Source organism: Chryseobacterium echinoideorum (assembly GCF_007474535.1).
GTDB classification, from domain to species: domain Bacteria; phylum Bacteroidota; class Bacteroidia; order Flavobacteriales; family Weeksellaceae; genus Chryseobacterium; species Chryseobacterium echinoideorum.
In genome coordinates this window covers 53,592-75,459 of sequence record NZ_VKNW01000014.1, presented here as the reverse complement: position 1 = coordinate 75,459, position 21,868 = coordinate 53,592, and the positions used below count along the sequence as shown (strand labels likewise).

Here is a 21,868-nt window from a genome sequence, read left to right as displayed (position 1 = left end):
TTTTATTGATTAAATTGTTTTTTATAAATTTTATCAGCAAATAGTATATGAGCCAATAATGCTGCTAATCCCATACTCAATCCTATAATACAGACTCCTTTCCATTCTGCATATTTCCATGCAACTGATGCAAGATAAGTTCCGAGTGATCCGCCGATAAAATATGATACCATATACACTGTATTCAGACGGTTTACTGCATTGGTTTTGAGCAAGAAATAATTGGTCTGATTCATAATATGATTAGACTGTACCCCTAAATCAATAAGAATAACCCCGACAATAAGCCCCCAATAAGTATCGCCTGCAAAATAAGTAAATCCCCAACTTGCTGTTAAAATTAGAATAGAATATAAAATAATATGATTGATACTCATTTTCTTTTGTAATCCTCCAACTTTTGCAGCAGCCAAAGCTCCTACAGCTCCTGCAAGACCAAAACTTCCTGCTACGGAAGCTCCTGCTTCGAAAGGCGGTCTCTCCATATGGAAAACAAGAGTCGTAAAAAGTGCACACAAAGAACCGAATCCCATAGCTCCTCGAAATGATGATAACTGAAGAACCGGCTGGGTTTTAGCAAGTTTGATGACAGAATTCATAAGTTCAAAATAGGTTCCCTTGAAATTGGGCTGTATTTCAGGAAGCATTTTGTACACTACCAACCAAGTTAGAAGCATAAGAACAGCAGCAATTCCGTACATTGACCTCCATCCCCACATCTCTCCTACTATACCTCCCACAAATCTGGAAAGCAGAATTCCCATAAGCAAACCTGAAACAACCAATCCTATATTCGATGATTTTTCTTTTTCCGGTGATAATTCAGCCGTGATAGGTACAAATAACTGAGGAATAACAGAAGTTGTTCCGATAAGAAGACTTGCCACATACAACATCCATAGTTCTGTTGCAAAAGTCATCCACAAAAGCGACAAAATAACCAGAACTAAATCTATTAAAATCAGTTTTTTTCGTAAGAACTTATCTCCTAAAGGTACAATCATGAGCAGTCCAAATGCATACCCCAACTGAGTAAGTACAGAAATTTTTCCGGCAGCACTTTCTGTTACATTCAGGTCTTTTGAAATAAGCCCTAATAAAGGCTGATTGTAGTAATTATTGGCAACAACTAGTCCTGAAATGATTGACATGAGCCAGATATTAGTTTTGGAAATTCCTAATGAAGACGGATTTTGCATGAAATGAAAGCTGCTTTACTCTATTTTAAGCCGTGTAAAGATAATGATTAAGATAATCATCAGGAAATGATTCGATATGTTAACTTAAATATAACCAATCATTATTTTCAATTGGAAAGTTTGTTATCTTTGATAATTGAATATTTTACCTTTTCTTATTCAAGAAATACATATCAAATGTACTGTTAATGATGTTAAAAAAAATTACTCTACTACTGCTTGCTTTAAGCATAAATATGTTTTATTCACAATTTAAAGAAAATTGGTATAAAATAGATAGTTTAATGAAAATACAATCTCCCGTAAACTTCAATGGTGTTATTGTTATATCTCAAAAAGGAAAATCTGTTTACACTAAAGTTTCAGGTTATTCTGATCCTGAAAGTAAAACTCCTCTTAAACTGAATGATCGGTTTGAAATTATGTCAAATACTAAACAAATAACTTCAGTTCTTATTTTACAGCAAGTAGAGAAAGGCAAAATACAACTACATTCTCCAATACATGAATATTTGCCTGATTTGAAACAAAAATGGGCAGATTTTGTTACAGTTCATCAACTTCTCAATCATACTCATGGAATTGTTGATTTAGATAAACCTCTGATTTTCAAACCGGGGAGTGATTTTAAATATGGAAATATCTCCAATATTCTTTTAGGCAAAATTTTATATAACGTAACTGGTAAGACCTACAGACAGTTAGCAGAAAAATTATTTAAAAAACTCAGAATGAATGATACTTATTTATATTCTGAAAAATATAAAAACTCTTTATCAGGCTTCATTATTAGAAAAGATCAAATAACAAAAGTGAGAAATTCAATGATCAATGAAGAAAATCTTGCAGCTGATGGCGTTGTCACCACAGCACAAGATCTGGTTATCTGGAATGATCATCTTCATAAAGGTAAAGTATTGAGTAATAATGCTTATAAACAAATGATTTATCCTTCTGCGATGTCTCAGCATGATGTTTTTGGTCAAAATAAAAACGGTTATGGCTACAACATCAGAACGGTTGATTCAGAAGGCATAAAATATTTTGGACATACTGGTCTCGGCGACGGATTTTCTTCTCTGAATATTTATATTCCTCAATACGATATAAGTCTTATAGTGCTGGAAAATCAAATGAATGAAGAAAGTGAATTTTATTATTATTTTGAAAAGAAAATCAAAAATATTTTTCTGAAAAATATTGTATCACAAAAATGAAATTTTACATATACTTTTGCTCCTTTTTCCATCATACTCTGTTCACATTATCAAGCACAGGAAATGCCTGCAATAAAGTATAATCAGGCTGAAATATTTCATAATGCAAGTTATGATAGTGATACACTTTATATCAAAATCCAAAACCCTCTCCATTGTCCTATAAGAGTTAAATTTTTTTCTGAATATCTGAAAAATCAAAATATAATAAACGATACTTTGAGAATTTTAATTCATGATAAATCAGAATATGAAATTAAATTTTTTATCCAGAATTTAGACACAAAAAAATTTGCTTATACCTACTTTTACGCTTTAGGTGATAAGAATAAAAAAATAACGAAAATACCGCTTGCACTTCCCTTTCCTAAAGGCAAAATATATAAAATAATTCAGGGTAATAAAGGAAGTTTTAGTCACAATACAAATTATTCAAAATACGCAGTGGATATTGATTTGAAAGTTGGCGATACAATTACAAGTGCAAATGATGGTTTTGTTGTAGGTGTTGTTAAAGATTATGAATTTGGAAAAAATGATAAAAAATGGCAAGATTTTGCCAATTTTATTACTATTTATCATCCTCAAAACGGGTTTTTCACACAATATGTTCACTTAAAGAAACACGGAAGTTTGGTAAAAGTAGGGGATTATGTAAAACGAGGTCAGCCAATCGGGTTGAGTGGTGCAACAGGTTATTTAGATGGAGAGCATCTGCACTTTAATGTCTTAGTTCCTGAGAAAAATGAAACACTAATTTCAATTCCGTTTTATTTTGAAGGCAAAATTTATTCTGAAGCTCTCTTAAGAAATCAGAAAATTAGGCATAACAGATGATCTGTATCTTAAAAATTTAACAATCAGTCATAAAAAACATTAATTTTCACACAGATTATAGATTTATATATATTTTCGAGAAAATAATTCATGATTATGAGTCAGTTCTTAAGACCAATATTGGCAGTACAAGAATTGTCCTTCGTAATGAGAAACTATTAAATTGGAAAATCAGCAGTGAGAAAGATGAAATTCTTGGTTATAAAGTCCAGAAAGCCACCGCTTTTTGGAGAGGCAGAAACTGGATTGCATGGTTTACACAAGAAATACCTTTGCAGGACGGACCTTATGAATTCTCAGGACTTCCGGGTTTAATTTTAAAAATTGAAGATTCTAAAGCAGATCATTCTTTTACGCTTATTGCAAGCAAAAGAAGTTCTTCGGAAAATGAAGTTGATCTTTCAATAAAGCAAAAAGAAATAGAAGTCTCTGAAGAAAAATTTAGAAAACTATGGAGTGACTATAAAAAAGATCCGGTGAAAGATATGAGACAAATGATGAACTCACCCGCAGGAAATATTGTTGCCACAATAACTTTTGATGGTAAAACATACTCAAATGATGAAATGCTGAAAGCTTCCGAAAAAATATCCAAAGAAGAAATTGAGAAAAATAATAATTTCATCGAGCTTGATCTTTACAAATAAATTAGATTTTAAAACACAGGTATATTGTCTGTGTTTTAATTTTTTAGCTTAAAAAGTGAGTGTTTTTTAGGGTTTGGTGTAAAAATAGATAGATTTAGAAAAATCAACCTAAATCATTCTGATATGAATCCAAAAAATAATTTAGAAAAGAGAATCCTGAGAGGTAAAACAGTAGTAATTACCGGCGGAAGCAGCGGTGTAGGAAGGGCTGCTGTAGAAGCTTTTGCTCTTGAAGGCTGTAATATTGTTATTGCAGCAAGAGGACAAAAAGCTTTAGACGAAACCTTGCAACTGTGTAAAGATCTAGAAGTAAATGCTATAGCGGTTACTACCGATGTATCTGTTTCAGCAGAAGTAGAAAATCTTGTAAAAGAAGCTGTAAACCGTTTTGGAAGAATTGATATTTGGGTAAATAATGCAGGAGTAATGGCAAGCGGAAAATTTGATGAGATCCCAATGGAAATTCATGAGCAGGTTATAAAAACCAATCTTTTCGGATATATGCATGGCGCTTATCATGTTTTACAATTATTTAAACAACAGACAGAAGGAATTTTAATCAATAATATTTCAATTGGCGGATTTATGCCGGCTCCGTACAGTGCGGTATATTCTTCAACAAAATTTGGGATTCGTGGCATGATGGAATGTCTTCACGGCGAGATTTCAGAATTTAAGGATATTCATATTGCGAATCTTTATCCGCAGATTCAAAGATCTACCGGAAATATGCATTCAGCAAAATATTCCGGATTAGATTTTAAAATTCCGCCTTTTGCAGCTGATCCCAGAGATACTGCAGAAAAAATAGTACAGCTTGCAAAAGATCCTAAAAAAGATTCTTTTCCGGATTTTACTTCGTGGCTTCTGACAAGTGCCTATAAATTATTTCCAAAATCAATCATAAATACAGCTTCTGCAGGAATGCGTTTGATGATGAAAATTAAAAATGCACCTAATGATTCCGGAAATGTTTTGCAAGAATCATCTGAGCCGCATAGAATTTATGGCGAGACCTCATTGCCTGTTCCGGGAAAAAAAACTAAGGTGGCAATGCTTACAGGACTTGGTTTAGGATTAGCTTTTATGATTATTAAAGCAAAATCCTCCAAGAAAAGCTAAATCTCTTTACATTAATGATTCATTGAAAATCAGATTCTTAAAAGATCTGATTTTTTTGTTTTTCAAGATTACAGCTAATTGTTTATCTTTATTTAATGACTTATTTTTGGTGTTACAATATAAATCTTAAATTTGCGGCTCTAGGTTTTATCAGAAATGAATTCAAAGGAACAGTTTATCAGTAAATCAATACAAGCAAAAGAAGTTTATCTTCCTCATCTCTCAGCCGATCCGGTTATTTTCGGATTTGATCAGAACGAGCTAAAAGTGCTTCTTATTAAAATGAATTACCGTAAAAAATGGTTTTTACCAGGCGGATTTATTGATAAAAATCTTGATCTTGATGATGCAATAAAAAAAATTCTTGAGGAAAGAGCTGGTCTTACCGATATTTTTGTTGAAGAATTTGGTGTTTTTGGTAAAATCAACAGAAGCGAATCTTATTTTGAAGATTTTGATGAAACACTTTTCCAAAAGCAGCGTTTTATAACGATTGGTTATTATGCATTATATAATCCTGAAAAAATACATCCCATTCCGGATGAGTTTACCGAAACTTGCGAATGGTTTTATCTAAGTCAACTCAACGAAATAGATTTAGGAATGGATCATCGTGAAATTATTGAAAAGGCTTTGTTAACGATGCGGGAAAAAATTTCAATTAAACCTATTGGGTATAATCTTTTACCAGAAAAATTTACTTTAACGGAACTTCAGAAACTTTATGAAGCAATTTTAGGAAAAGAACTTAACAGAGGCAATTTTTACAGGAAAATTAAAAATCTGGGAATTCTTAATAAGCTGGATGAGCAAAGAAGAGGTGGTGCTCATAAAGCTCCGGATCTCTATTCTTTTGATGAAGAAAAATATATTGCAGCTCTGAAAAACGGACTTAATAGTTGGTAAAAAAAACCGCCTTGCAATATATACATGACGGTTTTTGTAATTTTTGTTAATCTGAGATTGTAATTAAACTTTCATAATCTCAGCTTCTTTCACTTTTAGATGGTCATCACAAAGTTTCACATATTTATCGGTAAGAACCTGAATATCTGCTTCAATATTTTTGACCAGATCTTCAGAAACTCCATCTAATCTTTTTAGCTCTTTCAAGCCATTCTGTCTTGCATTTCTTACTACAACTTTGGTGTCTTCTGTTTCAGATTTAGCCTGTTTTGCCAATTCTTTTCTTCTTTCTTCAGTCAAAGGAGGAACATTAAGGATGATGTTTTCGCCATTATTTGAAGGAGCAAATCCTAAATTTGAATTAATAATCGCTTTTTCAATTGCTCCGATCGCAGTTCTGTCCCAAGGCTGAATAGAAATTGTCATGGCATCCGGTACAGACACATTGGCAACCTGATTGATAGGTGTAGGCGCTCCGTAATACTCTACCATTACATCCTGAACCATTGTTGTAGATGCTCTACCGGCTCTGATTTTTTGAAATGCATGATCCAAATGTTTGATAGCAGAATCCATGTCCTGCTTTACAGATTCTACGATAAGATCTAATTCTTCCATTATATAATAAAAATTTGATAAATTACACATATTACAAGTGATAAGTAATGAGCAATAAATAATATCTGACTATTTAAATCATTTGATCTAAAATCATCAAATCTATTATAAGCAGTGCCAATTACAAATCAACTAATGTTCCAATATTTTCGCCTTCAACAATTTTAAGAAGGTTGCCTTCTTTATTCATATCAAAAACAATAATTGGAAGTTTGTTTTCATGGCTTAATGTAAAGGCAGTCATATCCATTACCTTAAGGTTTTTTTCATACACTTCATCAAAGGTGAGCGAATTGTATTTTACGGCATTTACATTTTTCTCAGGATCGCTGTCATATATTCCGTCTACTCTTGTTCCTTTCAAAATTACATCTGCATCAATTTCTATGGCTCTTAAAGTTGCGGCTGTATCTGTTGTAAAATAAGGATTTCCTGTACCTGCACCAAAAATGACTACTCTACCCTTTTCAAGATGTCGTACGGCTCTTCTTTTGATAAAAGGTTCTGCAACTTTATCCATTTCTATAGCAGACTGAAGCCTCGTTTTGATCCCTGCATCTTCCAAGGCACCCTGCAAAGCCATTCCATTGATTACTGTCGCAAGCATTCCCATGTAATCTCCCTGAACCCTGTCCATCCCTTTTGCTGCTCCGGCTACACCACGGAAAATATTTCCTCCTCCGATTACAATGGCAATTTCACAACCTTTATCAACTACATTTTTTATTTCCTGTGCATATTCCATCAGTCGGTCATTATCTATGCCATATTGTCTGTTGCCCATCAAAGCTTCACCGCTCAGTTTAAGAAGGATTCTTTTATATTTCATTTTAAATTTTAATAAATTTATTTCAGAATAATTGGTCTGAAAAATTAACTCTGCAAATATAATCATTATAAATATTGAAAAAAGAAAAATATTTGTAGATAAATATTGACAGAAATATTTTGATAAGCAGCAAAAAGAATTATTTTTGCATTAATTATATACTGATTTGAAGAAATTATTACTATTTCCACTGTTTCTTTCAGGAATTGTTTCGTTTGCTCAGAATGGGACGAATGTTTATCCTTTTCTGAATATCCCTGTTTCTGCAAGACAGGCAGCTCTCGGAGGTGACGTCATAAGCATAAGAGATCAGGATGTATCTTTTGCTATTGCTAATCCTGCGTTACTAAATAAGGAATCCCACAATCAGCTTTCAGTAAATGCAGCAGCATATCTTGCAGACTCAAAATACGGTACTATTGCCTACGCAAGAGATCTGGATAATGGTCACATGGTGACGCTGAACGCAAGATATATGAACTATGGAAATATTCCTCGAACTGACGAAAGCGGTTTCGAAATGGGTGATTTTACAGCTTCAGATGTTTCTGTAGGTGCAGGATATGCCTATCAGTTTGAAGAAGACTGGACGATTGGAGGTGGTCTTAATTTTATCACATCAAAAATTGATACCTATACATCTTCTGCTATCGCAGGAACTGCCGGAATTACCTATCATAATAAAATCAATAAAGAAGCGGCATCAGTTGTTTTCCGGAATTTTGGATATCAGCTAAGCTCTTTTAACGGGGTAAGAGAAAATCTGCCTTTCAGAATAGATTTAGGCTATACAAGAATTTTAAAGAATTTTCCTCTTGCGGTAACAATTACGGCTCATGATTTACAGAAGTTTGATATTTCTTCAGATTACAACATCAATGAACAGGAAGTTGGGATAGGCAGAAAAATAGCAGATCACTTTTCAGTAGGAGCAGAGCTTTTTCCGGAGAGAGGATTTAATATCAGATTGGGTTATAACGCAAGAAGGGGTAGCGAACTTGCCGTATTGGACCAGCGAAATTTTTCCGGTATTTCCGGAGGATTCGGGCTGAAGATTTCCAGATTCCGGATAGATTATGCCCACGTACGCTATCATAATGCTTCCAATGTTAATCAGATTGGTATTTCCGTAGATTTGAATACCCGTCACGGAGAATAAAAAAACAGATTCCTGTCTATATCCTTGATTTTTTCATAAAATTTCTTGAAATTTGTCTTATGAAAAAACCAGTAATTGCTATTGACGGCTATTCATCCACAGGAAAAAGTTCAATATCAAAAATCATTGCCGAAAAACTTGGAATCGTACATTTGGACACAGGTGCTTTATATCGTGGGATTACATGGTTTGCTCTCCAAAACTGTACAGATAAAGACGGCAATATCAACTTACAGAAACTCTATGAATCTTTCGCATCCATCAAACTGGAATTTAAAAGAGATGAAGATGAGTTGGTTTTGTATGTCAACCAAATCAATGTTTCAAAAGAAATAAGAACAGCCGAAGTTTCTGATCAGGTGAGCTTTATTGCCAAACAAAAAGAGGTAAGAGATTTTCTGCTTGAAACTCAGAGATCAATCGCAAGAAATGGCGGTGTTATTATGGATGGAAGAGATATCGGAACGGTTGTTTTACCTAGTGCAGATTTTAAGTTTTTTCTTACCGCAAGTATTGAAGAACGTACCAAAAGAAGATATGACGAACTTCTGTCATTAGGATTGGATGCTAATATTGATCAGGTACGAGAAAATTTGATTGAAAGAGACCGCATAGACAGTGAAAGAGAAATTTCTCCTTTAAAAAAAGCCGATGATGCAATTGAGATAGATAATACCAACTTATCGAAATCTCAGACGATTGAAAGTATTCTTTATCATTTAAAAAAAATTAACGATTTTTATTGATTATTAAAACTGATTGGTATATAAATTGTAATCTTATTTACCAAATATTATTATACTAACTATTAAAGAAACAAAAAATGTCTAAAAAAAATAATACAGCAGGTATTTTGGCAGGACTTTTAGCAGGTGCTGCAGCAGGTGTGGTTTTAGGAATGCTTTACGCTCCTGAAGAGGGAAAAGAAACCAGAAAAAAAATCAAGAATAAAGCAGAAGATCTTAAGGATCAAGCTAAAAATAAATATGGCGAAGTATCTGAAAAAGTGAAAGACCAGTACGGAAATATTTCTTCTACTTTCAAAGAAACGGCAAATAATGTTGCTCATACCGTAAAAGACGGATATGATAAATATAAAGATCAGATTGTATCAAAAACCACTGATATGGTAAAAGATGTTGAATCCGGATTGAATGATCTTAAAAATTAATATTTAATTTTATATTAAATAATAGAAAAGGAACTTTGTAAATGAGTTCCTTTTTTTATAACTTTAAAAAATAAAAGAATGATCGAAACTATAAAAGAATATGCATCTAAAAGAATAGATCTGCTAAAAATTGAGGCAACAGAAAAATCTTCAATTTCAGCCGGTGTAATAGCCTATCTCGTTATTTTGCTGGTGGCTTTTGGCTTTTTTATCATTCTTTTCAATTTTGGTTTGGCGTTTCTTATCGGAAAAGCACTTGATAATTATTCATTCGGCTTTCTTATTGTAGCAGGGTTTTATTTATTCATCATGATTTTAGTGATGATTTTTAAGAAAAAAATTGTGAATATGGTCGCAGATAAAGTAATCCAATTCTTAAATTATTAAAATTATGGGAAGAAATTACAATAGCTTAGAAGAACTCAAAAGAAAAAAGAAACTTCTGAAAGAAGAAATTACCGATCTTGAAGGACTTTTAACTTTTAAAAATACAAAAGAGAGCCTTAGTGCATTTACCAACGGACTTACTGATCAGTATCTGAAAGAAAAAATAGATGAAAACGGCGAAGAAAAGACAGTTATAAGAAAAGATGTGATTGCGAAACAGATAACCTCTGAAGTAAAAGATCTCATCTTGAGCAAAAATACAGCAGTAGGCATTGCAGGAAGTACTTTAAAAGGTGGTGCAATGGATACCGTTATGAAACTTGCAGTAACTGCGTTTGTGGCTAATTATGCAAAGAAAAACATGAAAAGCTCTAACTGGAAGAAGAAAATTCTGGGTGCAGCGCTTATATATGTAGCACCGGTTGCCTTAAAGTTTATTCGTAAAAAATTAGAAGCCTATCAGAAAAGTAAAAGTGTATCAAGTATGGAACAATTGATATAAATTGGAGAGTTGGAGAGTAAGATGATCTTTATATTTCTACTACTCTCTAACTTTTTTTACCCTTAAATTCTAAAAAGCTGGCCAAGAATTATTCCGGCAGCCATAGAAACATTCAGGCTTTCTGTAGACTGCGATTTTCCGAATCTCGGGATGCTTATTTTTTTATGAAGTAGATCTTCAGTTTCTTTTCTCATTCCGTTTCCTTCATTCCCTAAAATTAAATTAATTTTTTGAGGTTGCTCAAACTGATAAATATTTTCCCCTTCCATGTCGGTTCCGATATTCGTATTTTGGGTTGCGGAAAGATATTCTGTCAAATTGCAATACGCCATATTTACTCTTGTGAATGAACCCATTGTTGCCTGTATAACTTTGGGATTGTAAAAATCTACGGTATCTTCACTGCAGATAATCTGTTCTATACCAAACCAATCTGCAAGTCTAATAATTGTCCCTAAGTTCCCTGGATCCTGTATTCCGTCTAATACCAATTGGAAATTTTTTTCTTCCAATTTACTATTGTCAGGAAGAACACAAACAGCCACCGAATCTTTAGGGTTTTTAAGAAAACTTATTTTTTTTAGTTCATTTTCAGAGATCTGTGTAAACTTCACTTCTTCTGAAAGAAAATTATTGGGGTGTGTAGAAAATATTTCCCTAATTTTAAAGTTAGAATTAGGAAGTTCCATTATAGTTTTATTACCTTCAACCAAAAACAAGTTGTATTTTTGCCTGAACTTCTTTTTATCTAAAGATTGTAAAATTTTAATTGTATGAGCGGTAAGCATTTTAAGAATTCTCCTCAAAAGTATTATAAAATAATATCATTTGCAACATTTGTCGGATTACTTTATGCCTGTAGTACCACAAAAAAAGTTCCCGACGGAGAATATCTGCTTACACAAAACAATTTTGAGTTTGAAGATAAAAAACAGTTTTTTGACGAAGAACTGAAAGATTATGTACAGCAGAAACCTAATAAAAAACAACTGCTCTTTCTACCGCTTAGTTTACTTTTTTACAATGCTGCCAATCCTAAATATGATACCCTTCTGAGTGAATACATGACTTATCCTAGTGAAATGAGAAATCAAAAACTCCGTGATTCTCTTTTCATTAAATACAATATGCAGAGCAGTGTAGGGAAAAGTCTTTTTATGGACAGGCTTTATCACAATTTTGGAACTCCGCCTGTAATTCTTGATCAGGCAAGAACTGAAAAAAGTGCAGAACAGATAGAAAACAGAATGACATACAGAGGTTTTTGGGATGCTGAAGTAAAGTATAATCATCAACTTGACTCTGCTGCCAAAAAAGCCAGGGTAAATTATTCAATTAAACATAATACACCCACCAATATCAAAGAATATTATTACAATATTCCTGATGCCGGAATTAAAGGAGTTTTCAGGCAGAGACTTCATGAAAGCTTAGTAAGAAAAGGACAGATATTAGATCAGACGGTTTTAGAAAAAGAAATTTCCAGAATCAATGAACTTATGCGCGATAATGGTTATTACAGATTTAACGCTGCTAATGATGAAGTAGGTTTTGTAGCAGATTCTCTCAAAAGTACAAAAGAAATTCCGCTGGTTTTGGAAATTCACAAAGATTCTTTAGACAGACCGTACAAAAGAGCTACTTTCGGAAATATTGATGTTGCGATAGTTGATCGTCCGTCAGATTTTCCTAAACATACAGTAAAAGACAGTCTTCGAAGAATAAGATTTCACAAAGTAAATGATCAGTATAAAACACCGTCTTTATGGAGAGCAATCATTGTTGACAGTAAGGTGCAATATGATCAGAAAAAGCTTGATCTTACCAAAAGAAACCTTTTAGCGATGAACAATTTTAGTATTCTGAAAGCAAGAGATTCTTTAAGACAAGGTGGCGGTAGTGCACCTAATGACAGTATTGTAGATGTTCTCTATGTTTTGAAGCCATTGGATAAATATGAATTGAAAGTAGGAACAGACCTGAATTATTCTCAGCTATTAAATTTTGGTATTTCGCCATCTGTTGATCTTACGACAAGAAATGTTTTTGGAGGTGCAGAAAACCTTACCACAAGTGTTGCGGGAACTTTCGGATCTATCAGAAATCCAAAAAATCTGGATAAAAGAATTTTAGCTTACGAATATTCTGCACAGGCATCGTTAAGTTTTCCGAGATTATTGCTTCCTTTCAGCTATTATAAACTGATTCCTAAACGATACTCTCCTACTACATCTATAGTTTTGGGTGCATCGGTACAAAACAACATCGGATTAGGTAGAACCAATTTTAACAGTGGATTAAATTATTTTGCCAATGTGAACGATCAATCGTCACATAGATTGACCTTATTTAATACTTTATTTAGTTTAACTAAGAATAAAGACAGTTATTATGATTTTTTCGTTAACGATAATGTGGTGAGACAAACCGTTTTTGATGATTATTTTGTGTATAATCCTCAGATTCAGCAGCAGTTTAATTCGGGAGCATTAACAATAGATCAAGTCTCTGAAAAGATTTTGGCAGACAATGGTTATGTAAATAGTTTAGATAAAAAAAGAGCAGACGATCTATTATCATTTCGAGGGACACTTGTTAATAAAGACAGACAGACACAGGATGTTTTGATTTCGTCAATGATCTATAATTTTATTTATAATGAAATTGGTAAGAAAGATTACCCTAATGCATTTTATTTTAATGGTAAAGTTGAATTAGCAGGAAATATTCCTAGCATTTTTAATCAAAATAGAAATGATGGCGGTGGTGTTCTCCGAAGCCCGGAAAGAACAATTTTCGGAATTCCTTATGCACAGTTTGTAAAATTTGATTTTGATGTCAGAAAATATTTTAAATTCAACGGAAATCAGACTTTAGCACTTCGTCAGTTTATCGGTTTGGGTATTCCTTACGGTAATTCTTCTACGATGCCTTTTGTAAGATCATATTTCAACGGAGGAGCAAATGATATCCGTGCATGGATCGCTTTTGGCGGTCTTGGTCCGGGAGGATCTCAGATTGATGAAAAAGTACGTACTTATCTGATGGGAAATATCAAACTAACCACCAATATTGAATACAGAATCCCGTTTACGGAAATGTATGAAGGCGCAATTTTTACTGACATCGGAAACGTATGGAATACAGAAAATAACGGCTTTGATGATCAGTTTAAATTCAATCGTTTTATTCGTGAAATGGGTGTCGGAAGCGGCGTTGGATTGAGACTTAATATTGCTTATATTACCTTGAGAGTAGATTTGGCGTATAAAATATATGATCCTAACAAACCAGACGGAGAAAGATGGAGATTCAATAAATTTCAGCCATTAAAACCAACCTTGAATATTGCTTTTGGATATCCTTTTTAATCTGGAGAAATTCCTAAGATAAAATAGACAACTGCCACTACCCTCGCCAGAATTTCACGGGACTGATTTCGGTAGTAACTTTCGGGTTTTGATACATCCTGTGCATCAAAGCCCAATGCATTCATATGATTATTTCTTGCGAAAAAGAGCGCTCTCAGGTTATGAAAACCTTGAGAAACAATGATTACATTTTCTTTTTTATAAGTGTTTTTACAACGCAAAATGCTTTTATAAGTATTGAAACCTTCAGGATCTTCAATAATAATATCTTCAGGAACGCCTTCCTGATAGATAAGATAATTTTTCATGGCAGCAGGTTCATTATACCCTTTGCTTTTTTCACCGCTTACAATTATTTTTTTAATTTTTCCGTGATGATAGAGAAGCGCAGTTGCATCCATCCTTTTCGTAAAATAAGGATTTGATAAACCTGAACGCATTCTGGGAGAAGTTCCCAATACCAAAGCTACTTCACGAGGCGGAATTTTTGATATTTTAGTATACGTTCTTCCTCCTGTCAAACCAAAAACCCATGCATTAGAAAGACATACCAAAAGAAAAACAATTTCTATTGATAAAATAATCGATCGGTATATGTTTCTGATGATTCTCAATTAAAATCAAAATTAAGCTTTATTTTCTGACTTTTTGCAATAGCCATACATGCTAAAATTTTCCCCTGAGCTTCTTCTCTTTCTGTTAAATATTCATTTTCCAGCAGCTCAACTTCGCCGTCCTCTAAAGTGCATTCACAGCTTCCGCAAATCCCCGATTTGCAAGAATACGGCAGCGGGAAATTTTTTGTAAGAAGTTGTTGTAGAATTTTATTTCGGTTGTTCTCAAGATTTGTTTCGTAATGCTTTCCAAAGAGTTTGAATTCTACTTTAATATCTTCAATGAGTGGAAATTCTTTTTCTACAGGATAAATATCGTCATTAAATTCTTCAAATAATTCAAAATGAATGTTTTTCTTTGGAATTCCGTGATGATAACATGCATTTGCCAAAGATTTAATCATTTCTCCCTTTCCACAGATTAAAACTTCATCTACAGCATCCCAAATAGTAGATTCCTCATCCGTATCATCAAGATGTAAAATCTGATTGATAATTAAACCCAACTTTTTTTCGTCTAATCTTCCGAAGAAAAAATGATTATCCGGCTTCTCATGAGAATAAAAATAGAAAATCTGAAACCGGTCACCGTAAGTTTCAGCTAATTGATCAAGAGTTTTTTTATAGGCAGTATCTTCAGAACTCTTATTACCGAAGAAAAGAAACAGTCTTGTTCTGGGCTCTTCATGAAGAATGTTTTTGAAATGACTTAAAATTGGAGTAATACCGATTCCTGCCGCAAACCCTACAATCGTTCTGAATTCGCTGGGTTTTGAAACTAAAGTGAATCTTCCTGCGGGTTCGCTTACCAAAATTTCATCTTCTTCATGATAATCTTTGAAAATATGTGATGCGGCTCCATTTTCAGAATTTATTTTGATACCTAAATCGATTGTATTTTCAAAAGGTGCTGAAGTTATAGAATAGTCATTAATAACTATTCTGTCCTGAAAATCAATCTTTAAGCTTACAAACTGACCTGCCTCAAATGAAAATTTATTTTTCAATTCCTCAGGAATTTCAAATTCCAGAGAAAAAGTATTTTTGGTAAGTTGTTCCTTTTTCTTTATTTTTAACCAATGAAACCGAATAAGTTTCCCTTTGTAGATTTGTTGTTCCATACTTCAATTCAAAAATAATAAAAATAATCATGAAGCCAGCATTACTCCATTTTTCTCAGCGAAGAAATCTTAGTAAGAGCTTTATTTCCAAAGACAATTTATAAACAAAAATTTGAATATCAACCACAATTTTATAGAGATAAACTGTTGATATAATTTAAAATTTTAAGAATGAAAAAAATAATAGTATCACTTTGTTTAGCCACAGCATTGATAAGCTGTAAAAAAGAAAGTGAAAAGTTGCAGGAACCTGATACAATAGAAGATTCTACAGCAACCTTGGTTACAACAGAAAATGAAGAGCAGAAAGCGCCGATCAAAGCTTTTTCTATACAGGAAATAAACGAATTTCTTCAGAAGAAAAATGACACACTTTATGTAACCAATTTTTTTGCAACCTGGTGCGGACCTTGTGTGAGAGAAATCCCGCATTTTAAAAGTAAAATAACGGAGTTAAGCGGAAAACCTGTAAAAATTACTTTTGTAAGTTTAGACAGCAAAAGTGATTGGCAAACTAAAGTTCCCCAGTTTACAGATGAACTTGGAATTCGGAATAATACTATTTTAGTTGACGGTCAGCTTCTTGATCAGAATTTTTTCACATCCAATTTTAAGCAATGGACGGGGTCTGCTATACCTTTTACTTATATGAGAATGGGTGACAAAACTGATGAAACTTTAGGAATGATCAGCGAAGAGCAGCTTAACGAGAAAATCAACTCTTTTTTTAAGTAAAATAAGAATTAGATTTTTGTAATGTCAAATAAATTTGGAATCCTGTGCTTGGTGTTGATTATTGCAATTATTTTTGCATCAATTATTAATCTGAACACAGGATTTTTAAGTTTAAACTTTCAGGATTTTTTCTTTGAGTCAGCTAACAGCCAGATTGCTGAAATACGTATAAATCGTATTTTGGTCATGATATTGGCAGGGATATCTATCCCCACCTCAGGATTTCTGATGCAGGAATATTTTCAGAATCCTTTGGCGGGACCAGATGTTTTAGGGATAACTTCCATCTCAAGTCTTACCGTTGCTTTTTATATTTTTTTTTCGCAAAGTATACTTTTGCCTGAGTTTCTTCAGAACAGTTTTTTGAGTCTTTCAGCCATTGCGGGAAGTCTTATTTTGATGCTGATACTTTTATCTGCTTCCAATAAGTTTCAGGATAAATCTTACCTGATTATTTTTGGTTTTCTTGTTTCAGCTTTTGCGGGTGCAATTGTATCGCTGCTTCAGTTTTATGCAGAAAATCAAAGTCTTAAGAATTATATTTTGTGGTCTTTCGGAGCTAATAATATGGTAACCAGAAACCAGATTTATGTTTTGTTGATCTTAGTAGCTATTGGGCTTTTCTTTTGCTTTAAAACAATAAAACCACTGATTGGTAATTCTTTGGGAACTTCCTATGCGAAAAGTCTGGGAGTGAATATGAATACGCTTAAGATGCTGATTATTGTATCTTCTTCGCTGCTTTCTGCATCTGTTACAGCTTTTTTAGGTCCTATTTTGTTCATCGGAATTGTAGTTCCGCATTTCTGCAGACTCATATATAACCCTTCAAAACTTTGGCAACAATGGATTCTGAATATGTTTTTAGGAATGCTTATAATGCTGTTTTTTTCAATCATTGCTGAGAAAAGTCAGATTCCAATCAACGTGATTAGTTCGGTTTTTGGAATCCCTGTGATATTAATAATGCTTTTAAGACAAAGTAAAGTTTAGATTTATTCATTTAGTAAAAACGTAATCTTTTACTTTTCAATACCATCTTTCACTATTTCTCCCACTTCTATTTTTTCTTTGATTTTAATAAAATTAGGATCTAAAATAGCCATTCTTTCCGCAATAGCTTTGTAGGTAGGGAATTTTAAAATTGATGCTCTGCCAGATATTTCGCGGTATAAGGTAAATGTTTTTCCGCCTGCTGTTTTGAGCTGCTTTGTTGTGGTAATATATTTCCCTATGAATTTGCTTTTGGCATCATAAATTTCAATATCAATAAAAGATTTATCGGTTATCGTGTCTTCCGAACCAAAACTTACAGGAAGATTAGTAAAATATCCTACCGGAACGCCATTGCTAAGAATTTCGCCGACATTATTGACTGTGATGTTAAGTTTGTCAATTTTAGAACGTGTGGTATATGCTTCTTTAGTTTTATTATCAAGTTTTCTTTTAGGAGAATTTTTAAAAAGCTCATCAAGGTTTTTGATATTGATTCCTCTTTCATCAATAATTTTCAGACTTTTGACACAGGTATAAACCGCAGATTTTTCGTCACCTGAGAATGGAGAAGGCGATATGTAATCCAGATCAAGTATTTTTTCCTGATTATAAACTCTATTAAGTTTGATATAGCTGTCTCTTACGGAGTCTACGATACTTTTATCTACAAATTTAATAGTGAAGATCGGTGTTTCTTTCAGATCCATAAAAGTATATTCTCCGGATCTGTTTGAAATTTTTGCAACATGAATTCCTTCTAAACTTACAATTCCTCTTTTGGTTTTGATGTTTTGAGCATTAATAAAAAAACAAAAAAAGATTAAAAAAATCATTAAACCTTTCTGCATATAACAAGTTTTATGAAAATAAAAAAAAGTGTAACAAAGTTACACTTTCTTGAAAATATATTTAGCTTATATTTAATTATTCGCAAAGGATAATTCCTTTATCATGATTAAATTCTATCACACCGCTTTTGATAGGATAAGAAAAAACAGAATCTTTCTCATTTTCTTTAGTGAAATATTTAGCATAAGTATTATCAATACTGTTTGTATACAATTTTACTTTGCCACCTACCAAAGAAGATACGATTCCTGCGTGATTTTTCATTATATGAAACTCACCGTTTTTCCCCGGAAGCAAAACAGAGTTTACTTCTCCTTCAAAAACTACATATTCTGGTGTTAATATTTTTATATTCATTTTAATTTAGATTTGAAGATTTCAGATTTCAGATTTCAGACAATATCAAAGTCTCATGTCTAGCATCTCAAATCTTTATGTCTAATTTATTAAGCGTTATCAGCTAACATTTTTTGTCCTGCCTCAATCGCTTCTTCAATGGTTCCTTTCAAGTTGAAAGCAGCTTCCGGTAAGTGATCTAATTCACCATCCATGATCATATTAAATCCTTTGATGGTATCTTTAATATCAACCAAAGATCCAGGAATACCTGTAAACTGTTCTGCTACGTGAAAAGGCTGAGATAAGAATCTCTGTACTTTTCTTGCACGGTAAACTACCAATTTGTCTTCTTCTGAAAGTTCTTCCATACCCAAGATTGCAATAATATCCTGAAGAGCTTTATATCTCTGAAGAATTTCTTTTACTCTCTGAGCGCAGTTATAATGTTCTTCACCAATAACTTCCGGAGCTAAGATTCTTGACGTAGAAGCCAAAGGATCTACCGCAGGATAAATACCTAATGAAGCAATTTTTCTGTCTAATACTGTTGTTGCATCCAAGTGAGCAAATGTAGTTGCAGGAGCCGGGTCAGTTAAGTCATCCGCAGGTACATAAACCGCCTGTACGGAAGTAATTGAACCGTTTTTAGTTGAAGTAATTCTTTCCTGCATAGCACCCATTTCAGATGCCAATGTTGGTTGGTAACCTACCGCAGATGGCATACGACCCAAAAGCGCAGATACCTCAGAACCCGCCTGTGTAAAACGGAAGATGTTGTCTACGAAGAAAAGTACGTCTCTACCTTGTCCGGTTTCTCCACCATCTCTGTAGTATTCAGCTAAAGTAAGACCAGAAAGTGCTACTCTTGCTCTTGCTCCAGGTGGCTCATTCATCTGTCCGAAAACAAATGCTGCTTTAGAATCTTTCATCACTTCTAAATCTACTTTAGAAAGATCCCAACCTCCGTTTTCCATTGAGTGCATAAAATCGTCACCATATTTAATGATTCCAGATTCAAGCATCTCTCTCAAAAGGTCATTTCCTTCTCTCGTTCTTTCACCTACTCCGGCAAAAACAGAAAGACCACCGTGTCCTTTTGCAATATTGTTAATCAACTCCTGGATCAATACTGTTTTACCTACACCTGCACCACCGAACAAACCAATTTTACCTCCCTTTGCGTAAGGCTCAACCAAGTCGATTACTTTGATACCTGTAAATAAAACTTCTGCAGAAGTTGAAAGCTGATCAAATTTTGGAGCTTCTCTGTGGATTGGTAAACCTCCTTCTTTAGAAATCTCCTGAAGTCCGTCGATAGCATCACCAACAACGTTGAAAAGTCTTCCGTTTACAGCTTCACCAATTGGCATTGTAATAGGTTTACCGTACCCAATTACTTCCTGACCTCTTGTAAGACCATCTGTTGCATCCATTGCAATACATCTTACTGTGTCCTCACCAATATGCTGTTCTACTTCTAATACTACTTTTTCACCGTTTCCTTTTGTAATCTCCAAAGCATCATAAATGCTAGGAATTGCTTCCACATTTGAAAATACTACATCGATTACAGGACCAATAATTTGAGAAATCTTTCCTTTAATTTGGTTTGCCATTGCTAAATTTTTTCTTGGTGCAAATATAATCAATCTTGGGAAACTCACAATTGGTAAAAAAAAGATTTTTGTCATACTTTTTTCGATAATTTGCCAGTATAACATTTCATCAATTGATCATTTTTCAACAAAAAAACATTGGTAATTTGTTATATTGATACATTGTTACATTATACTTATATTTGCAGTCAAAATTTTACTATTGAAAGTTTTCAGAAATTTCAGCGATTATTCTTCCAAAAAACCATTAGCTTTATCATTAGGAATGTTTGACGGCGTTCATCTCGGTCATAAATGTATTATGGATGAATTGAAAAAAGCGGGTTCTGAAAACAATCTTGATACCGCTGTTCTTACTTTTTGGCCACATCCAAGATTTGTTTTTAATCCTAATGAAGATCTGAAACTTCTTAATACTTTGGCCGAAAAAACAGTACTGATAGAAAATTATGGCATCAGCAGATTGTTTGTTAAAGAATTTGATGAAGAATTCAGAAATTTAACCGGAGAGGAATTTGTAAGACAGATTTTGGTAGAAAAATTAAATGTAAAATATTTAATTATAGGTTACGATCATTCTTTCGGTAAAAACAAAAGCGGAAATTTTGAATTGCTTCAGAAACTTTCTAAAGAACTGAATTTTGAAGTTGAACAAATGGAAGCAATCAACATCCATGAAAACAACATCAGTTCTACCAAAATCAGAAAAGCTTTACAGGAAGGTAATATTAAGGAAGCAAATGAAATGCTGGGTTACCACTACTCTCTTTCAGGAAGAGTAATTCATGGTAGAAAAATAGGAAGAACGATTGGCTATCCCACTGCCAATATCGAAACCGAAAATATCAAACTACTTCCCCAAAAAGGAGCTTACATTGTAGAAGTTTTTCTTAAAAATGAGTCTTACAAAGGGATGTTGAGCATTGGAACTAATCCTACAGTAAATGGTGAAAAATTAACGGTAGAAGTTTATATTCTAAATTTTAATGGAGATATTTACGGTGAAAATATTACGGTAAAGTTCAGGGATTTTCTTCATGACGAAATTAAATTTGAAGGCATGGAAAAATTAGTTGAAAGATTGGATGAGGATAAAAGATTGACGGAAGAGTTTAGCTTTTAAGCTGGCTGATTTCTTCTCTCATTTTCTTAGTCAACGATTTATAAACAAGATCATACGATTGTTCTATCAAACTTAAAATTAAGTCTCTTTTAAGCCCGTCAACGGAAACAGAATTCCAATGCGTTTTATTCATGTGATAAGCACCTGTAATCTGAGAATGTCTTTCACGAAGCTCGAGACTCCATTCGGGATCTGTTTTCACATTAATGGTTAAAGGCTGCTTTTCTAAAGACATCAGCAAAAACATTTTTGTCCCTACTTTCATCACAAGAGTTTCTTCATTAAAAGGAAAGCTTTCTGAAACTCCTTTTTTTGAAAGACAATAGTCTAAAATATCATTGGCATCCATTTCGTATATTAAATTAAGCAGTTAATGAGTTGTGAGCAGTAAAATTATGACGAGATTTTATAATAATTGTCTCAAATTTATTAATTTTAAAAATGAGAATGCCATAATAAACTGCAAAATGCACCAATCGTTTGGTTTTAAAGTCAAAATTGTAAAATGGT

Annotated in this window: 24 protein-coding genes; 14 read left to right on the top strand and 10 right to left on the bottom strand. The window is 33.3% G+C overall.

Annotated elements, in window-relative coordinates; translation table 11 throughout:
- Nucleotides 1–2 precede the first annotated feature (2 nt).
- On the bottom strand, nucleotides 3–1,199 hold the full coding sequence (locus FOL89_RS16040; protein ID WP_144283783.1) for an MFS transporter: 1,197 nt from the start codon (nucleotides 1,197–1,199) through the stop codon (nucleotides 3–5).
- Nucleotides 1,200–1,483: 284 nt separating this feature from the next.
- Between FOL89_RS16040 and FOL89_RS16035 the strand changes: the two genes are divergently transcribed.
- From FOL89_RS16035 to FOL89_RS16015, 5 genes are all read left to right on the top strand, one after another.
- Complete coding sequence (locus FOL89_RS16035) at nucleotides 1,484–2,416, top strand: serine hydrolase domain-containing protein (protein ID WP_228444944.1); 933 nt, start codon at nucleotides 1,484–1,486, stop codon at nucleotides 2,414–2,416.
- A gap of 63 nt (nucleotides 2,417–2,479) precedes the next feature.
- Nucleotides 2,480–3,253: a M23 family metallopeptidase gene (locus FOL89_RS16030; RefSeq protein ID WP_144283781.1), complete on the top strand. Its 774-nt coding sequence runs from the start codon at nucleotides 2,480–2,482 to the stop codon at nucleotides 3,251–3,253.
- Between the two features lie 29 nt (nucleotides 3,254–3,282).
- Nucleotides 3,283–3,900: a GLPGLI family protein gene (locus tag FOL89_RS16025; protein ID WP_144283780.1), complete on the top strand. Its 618-nt coding sequence runs from the start codon at nucleotides 3,283–3,285 to the stop codon at nucleotides 3,898–3,900.
- A gap of 123 nt (nucleotides 3,901–4,023) precedes the next feature.
- Nucleotides 4,024–5,022 carry an SDR family NAD(P)-dependent oxidoreductase gene (locus FOL89_RS16020; protein ID WP_144283779.1) on the top strand — a complete coding sequence of 333 codons (999 nt, stop codon included), beginning with the start codon at nucleotides 4,024–4,026 and terminating at the stop codon, nucleotides 5,020–5,022.
- A gap of 156 nt (nucleotides 5,023–5,178) precedes the next feature.
- The gene (locus tag FOL89_RS16015; RefSeq protein ID WP_144283778.1) at nucleotides 5,179–5,928 is read left to right on the top strand and encodes an NUDIX hydrolase; all 750 of its coding nucleotides are present in this window, start codon (nucleotides 5,179–5,181) and stop codon (nucleotides 5,926–5,928) included.
- A 63-nt stretch (nucleotides 5,929–5,991) separates the two neighbouring features.
- Here the strand turns inward: FOL89_RS16015 and frr are convergent, their stop codons facing one another.
- Both frr and pyrH read right to left on the bottom strand, forming a co-directional pair.
- Nucleotides 5,992–6,546 carry a ribosome recycling factor gene (gene frr / locus FOL89_RS16010; protein WP_144283777.1) on the bottom strand — a complete coding sequence of 185 codons (555 nt, stop codon included), beginning with the start codon at nucleotides 6,544–6,546 and terminating at the stop codon, nucleotides 5,992–5,994.
- 121 nt (nucleotides 6,547–6,667) lie between these two features.
- Entirely contained in the window at nucleotides 6,668–7,375 is a 708-nt protein-coding gene (gene pyrH, locus FOL89_RS16005) for a UMP kinase (RefSeq protein WP_144283776.1), read from the bottom strand.
- A 166-nt stretch (nucleotides 7,376–7,541) separates the two neighbouring features.
- On the opposite strand from pyrH, the gene porQ reads away from it, so the two are divergent.
- From porQ to FOL89_RS15980, 5 genes are all read left to right on the top strand, one after another.
- Nucleotides 7,542–8,534, top strand: a complete 993-nt coding sequence (porQ, locus tag FOL89_RS16000) for a type IX secretion system protein PorQ (RefSeq protein WP_144283775.1) — start codon at nucleotides 7,542–7,544, stop codon at nucleotides 8,532–8,534.
- A gap of 59 nt (nucleotides 8,535–8,593) precedes the next feature.
- Nucleotides 8,594–9,280, top strand: a complete 687-nt coding sequence (gene cmk / locus FOL89_RS15995; protein WP_144283774.1) for a (d)CMP kinase — start codon at nucleotides 8,594–8,596, stop codon at nucleotides 9,278–9,280.
- Nucleotides 9,281–9,357: 77 nt separating this feature from the next.
- Complete coding sequence (locus tag FOL89_RS15990; RefSeq protein WP_144283773.1) at nucleotides 9,358–9,705, top strand: YtxH domain-containing protein; 348 nt, start codon at nucleotides 9,358–9,360, stop codon at nucleotides 9,703–9,705.
- Nucleotides 9,706–9,783: 78 nt separating this feature from the next.
- Complete coding sequence (locus FOL89_RS15985) at nucleotides 9,784–10,092, top strand: phage holin family protein (protein ID WP_144283772.1); 309 nt, start codon at nucleotides 9,784–9,786, stop codon at nucleotides 10,090–10,092.
- Nucleotides 10,093–10,096: 4 nt separating this feature from the next.
- On the top strand, nucleotides 10,097–10,594 hold the full coding sequence (locus tag FOL89_RS15980; protein WP_144283771.1) for a phosphoribosyl-ATP pyrophosphatase: 498 nt from the start codon (nucleotides 10,097–10,099) through the stop codon (nucleotides 10,592–10,594).
- 62 nt (nucleotides 10,595–10,656) lie between these two features.
- Here the strand turns inward: FOL89_RS15980 and FOL89_RS15975 are convergent, their stop codons facing one another.
- Nucleotides 10,657–11,382 carry a TrmH family RNA methyltransferase gene (locus FOL89_RS15975; RefSeq protein ID WP_144283770.1) on the bottom strand — a complete coding sequence of 242 codons (726 nt, stop codon included), beginning with the start codon at nucleotides 11,380–11,382 and terminating at the stop codon, nucleotides 10,657–10,659.
- On the opposite strand from FOL89_RS15975, the gene tamL reads away from it, so the two are divergent.
- Complete coding sequence (gene tamL, locus FOL89_RS15970; RefSeq protein WP_144283769.1) at nucleotides 11,368–13,965, top strand: translocation and assembly module lipoprotein TamL; 2,598 nt, start codon at nucleotides 11,368–11,370, stop codon at nucleotides 13,963–13,965. The genes FOL89_RS15975 and tamL overlap by 15 nt on opposite strands.
- Here tamL and FOL89_RS15965 read toward each other — a convergent pair.
- The gene (locus tag FOL89_RS15965; RefSeq protein ID WP_394344722.1) at nucleotides 13,962–14,570 is read right to left on the bottom strand and encodes a SanA/YdcF family protein; all 609 of its coding nucleotides are present in this window, start codon (nucleotides 14,568–14,570) and stop codon (nucleotides 13,962–13,964) included. The genes tamL and FOL89_RS15965 overlap by 4 nt on opposite strands.
- Before the next feature lie 5 nt (nucleotides 14,571–14,575).
- Nucleotides 14,576–15,700 carry a ferredoxin--NADP reductase gene (locus FOL89_RS15960; RefSeq protein ID WP_144283767.1) on the bottom strand — a complete coding sequence of 375 codons (1,125 nt, stop codon included), beginning with the start codon at nucleotides 15,698–15,700 and terminating at the stop codon, nucleotides 14,576–14,578.
- 171 nt (nucleotides 15,701–15,871) lie between these two features.
- On the opposite strand from FOL89_RS15960, the gene FOL89_RS15955 reads away from it, so the two are divergent.
- Entirely contained in the window at nucleotides 15,872–16,435 is a 564-nt protein-coding gene (locus tag FOL89_RS15955; protein ID WP_144283766.1) for a TlpA family protein disulfide reductase, read from the top strand.
- Nucleotides 16,436–16,456: 21 nt separating this feature from the next.
- Complete coding sequence (locus FOL89_RS15950) at nucleotides 16,457–17,428, top strand: iron ABC transporter permease (RefSeq protein WP_144283765.1); 972 nt, start codon at nucleotides 16,457–16,459, stop codon at nucleotides 17,426–17,428.
- Between the two features lie 29 nt (nucleotides 17,429–17,457).
- Here FOL89_RS15950 and FOL89_RS15945 read toward each other — a convergent pair whose 3' ends face one another.
- From FOL89_RS15945 to atpD, 3 genes are all read right to left on the bottom strand, one after another.
- Complete coding sequence (locus FOL89_RS15945; RefSeq protein ID WP_144283764.1) at nucleotides 17,458–18,279, bottom strand: hypothetical protein; 822 nt, start codon at nucleotides 18,277–18,279, stop codon at nucleotides 17,458–17,460.
- Nucleotides 18,280–18,355: 76 nt separating this feature from the next.
- Complete coding sequence (locus FOL89_RS15940; RefSeq protein ID WP_144283763.1) at nucleotides 18,356–18,637, bottom strand: FoF1 ATP synthase subunit delta/epsilon; 282 nt, start codon at nucleotides 18,635–18,637, stop codon at nucleotides 18,356–18,358.
- Between the two features lie 89 nt (nucleotides 18,638–18,726).
- The gene (atpD, locus tag FOL89_RS15935; RefSeq protein ID WP_144283762.1) at nucleotides 18,727–20,235 is read right to left on the bottom strand and encodes a F0F1 ATP synthase subunit beta; all 1,509 of its coding nucleotides are present in this window, start codon (nucleotides 20,233–20,235) and stop codon (nucleotides 18,727–18,729) included.
- A gap of 202 nt (nucleotides 20,236–20,437) precedes the next feature.
- On the opposite strand from atpD, the gene FOL89_RS15930 reads away from it, so the two are divergent.
- The gene (locus FOL89_RS15930; RefSeq protein WP_144283761.1) at nucleotides 20,438–21,358 is read left to right on the top strand and encodes a bifunctional riboflavin kinase/FAD synthetase; all 921 of its coding nucleotides are present in this window, start codon (nucleotides 20,438–20,440) and stop codon (nucleotides 21,356–21,358) included.
- On the opposite strand, the gene FOL89_RS15925 is transcribed toward FOL89_RS15930, so the two are convergent.
- Nucleotides 21,348–21,707: an MmcQ/YjbR family DNA-binding protein gene (locus FOL89_RS15925; RefSeq protein ID WP_144283760.1), complete on the bottom strand. Its 360-nt coding sequence runs from the start codon at nucleotides 21,705–21,707 to the stop codon at nucleotides 21,348–21,350. The genes FOL89_RS15930 and FOL89_RS15925 overlap by 11 nt on opposite strands.
- Nucleotides 21,708–21,868: the final 161 nt, after the last annotated feature.

Coding starts and splice junctions, on each gene's coding strand:
- FOL89_RS16040 (WP_144283783.1), bottom strand. CDS start 1,199: ATGCAAAATCCGTCTTCATTAGGAATTTCCAAAACTAATATCTGGCTC.
- FOL89_RS16035 (WP_228444944.1), top strand. CDS start 1,484: ATGAAAATACAATCTCCCGTAAACTTCAATGGTGTTATTGTTATATCT.
- FOL89_RS16030 (WP_144283781.1), top strand. CDS start 2,480: ATGCCTGCAATAAAGTATAATCAGGCTGAAATATTTCATAATGCAAGT.
- FOL89_RS16020 (WP_144283779.1), top strand. CDS start 4,024: ATGAATCCAAAAAATAATTTAGAAAAGAGAATCCTGAGAGGTAAAACA.
- FOL89_RS16015 (WP_144283778.1), top strand. CDS start 5,179: ATGAATTCAAAGGAACAGTTTATCAGTAAATCAATACAAGCAAAAGAA.
- frr (WP_144283777.1), bottom strand. CDS start 6,546: ATGGAAGAATTAGATCTTATCGTAGAATCTGTAAAGCAGGACATGGAT.
- pyrH (WP_144283776.1), bottom strand. CDS start 7,375: ATGAAATATAAAAGAATCCTTCTTAAACTGAGCGGTGAAGCTTTGATG.
- cmk (WP_144283774.1), top strand. CDS start 8,594: ATGAAAAAACCAGTAATTGCTATTGACGGCTATTCATCCACAGGAAAA.
- FOL89_RS15990 (WP_144283773.1), top strand. CDS start 9,358: ATGTCTAAAAAAAATAATACAGCAGGTATTTTGGCAGGACTTTTAGCA.
- FOL89_RS15985 (WP_144283772.1), top strand. CDS start 9,784: ATGATCGAAACTATAAAAGAATATGCATCTAAAAGAATAGATCTGCTA.
- FOL89_RS15980 (WP_144283771.1), top strand. CDS start 10,097: ATGGGAAGAAATTACAATAGCTTAGAAGAACTCAAAAGAAAAAAGAAA.
- tamL (WP_144283769.1), top strand. CDS start 11,368: ATGAGCGGTAAGCATTTTAAGAATTCTCCTCAAAAGTATTATAAAATA.
- FOL89_RS15975 (WP_144283770.1), bottom strand. CDS start 11,382: ATGCTTACCGCTCATACAATTAAAATTTTACAATCTTTAGATAAAAAG.
- FOL89_RS15960 (WP_144283767.1), bottom strand. CDS start 15,700: ATGGAACAACAAATCTACAAAGGGAAACTTATTCGGTTTCATTGGTTA.
- FOL89_RS15955 (WP_144283766.1), top strand. CDS start 15,872: ATGAAAAAAATAATAGTATCACTTTGTTTAGCCACAGCATTGATAAGC.
- FOL89_RS15950 (WP_144283765.1), top strand. CDS start 16,457: ATGTCAAATAAATTTGGAATCCTGTGCTTGGTGTTGATTATTGCAATT.
- FOL89_RS15945 (WP_144283764.1), bottom strand. CDS start 18,279: ATGCAGAAAGGTTTAATGATTTTTTTAATCTTTTTTTGTTTTTTTATT.
- FOL89_RS15940 (WP_144283763.1), bottom strand. CDS start 18,637: ATGAATATAAAAATATTAACACCAGAATATGTAGTTTTTGAAGGAGAA.
- atpD (WP_144283762.1), bottom strand. CDS start 20,235: ATGGCAAACCAAATTAAAGGAAAGATTTCTCAAATTATTGGTCCTGTA.
- FOL89_RS15925 (WP_144283760.1), bottom strand. CDS start 21,707: ATGGATGCCAATGATATTTTAGACTATTGTCTTTCAAAAAAAGGAGTT.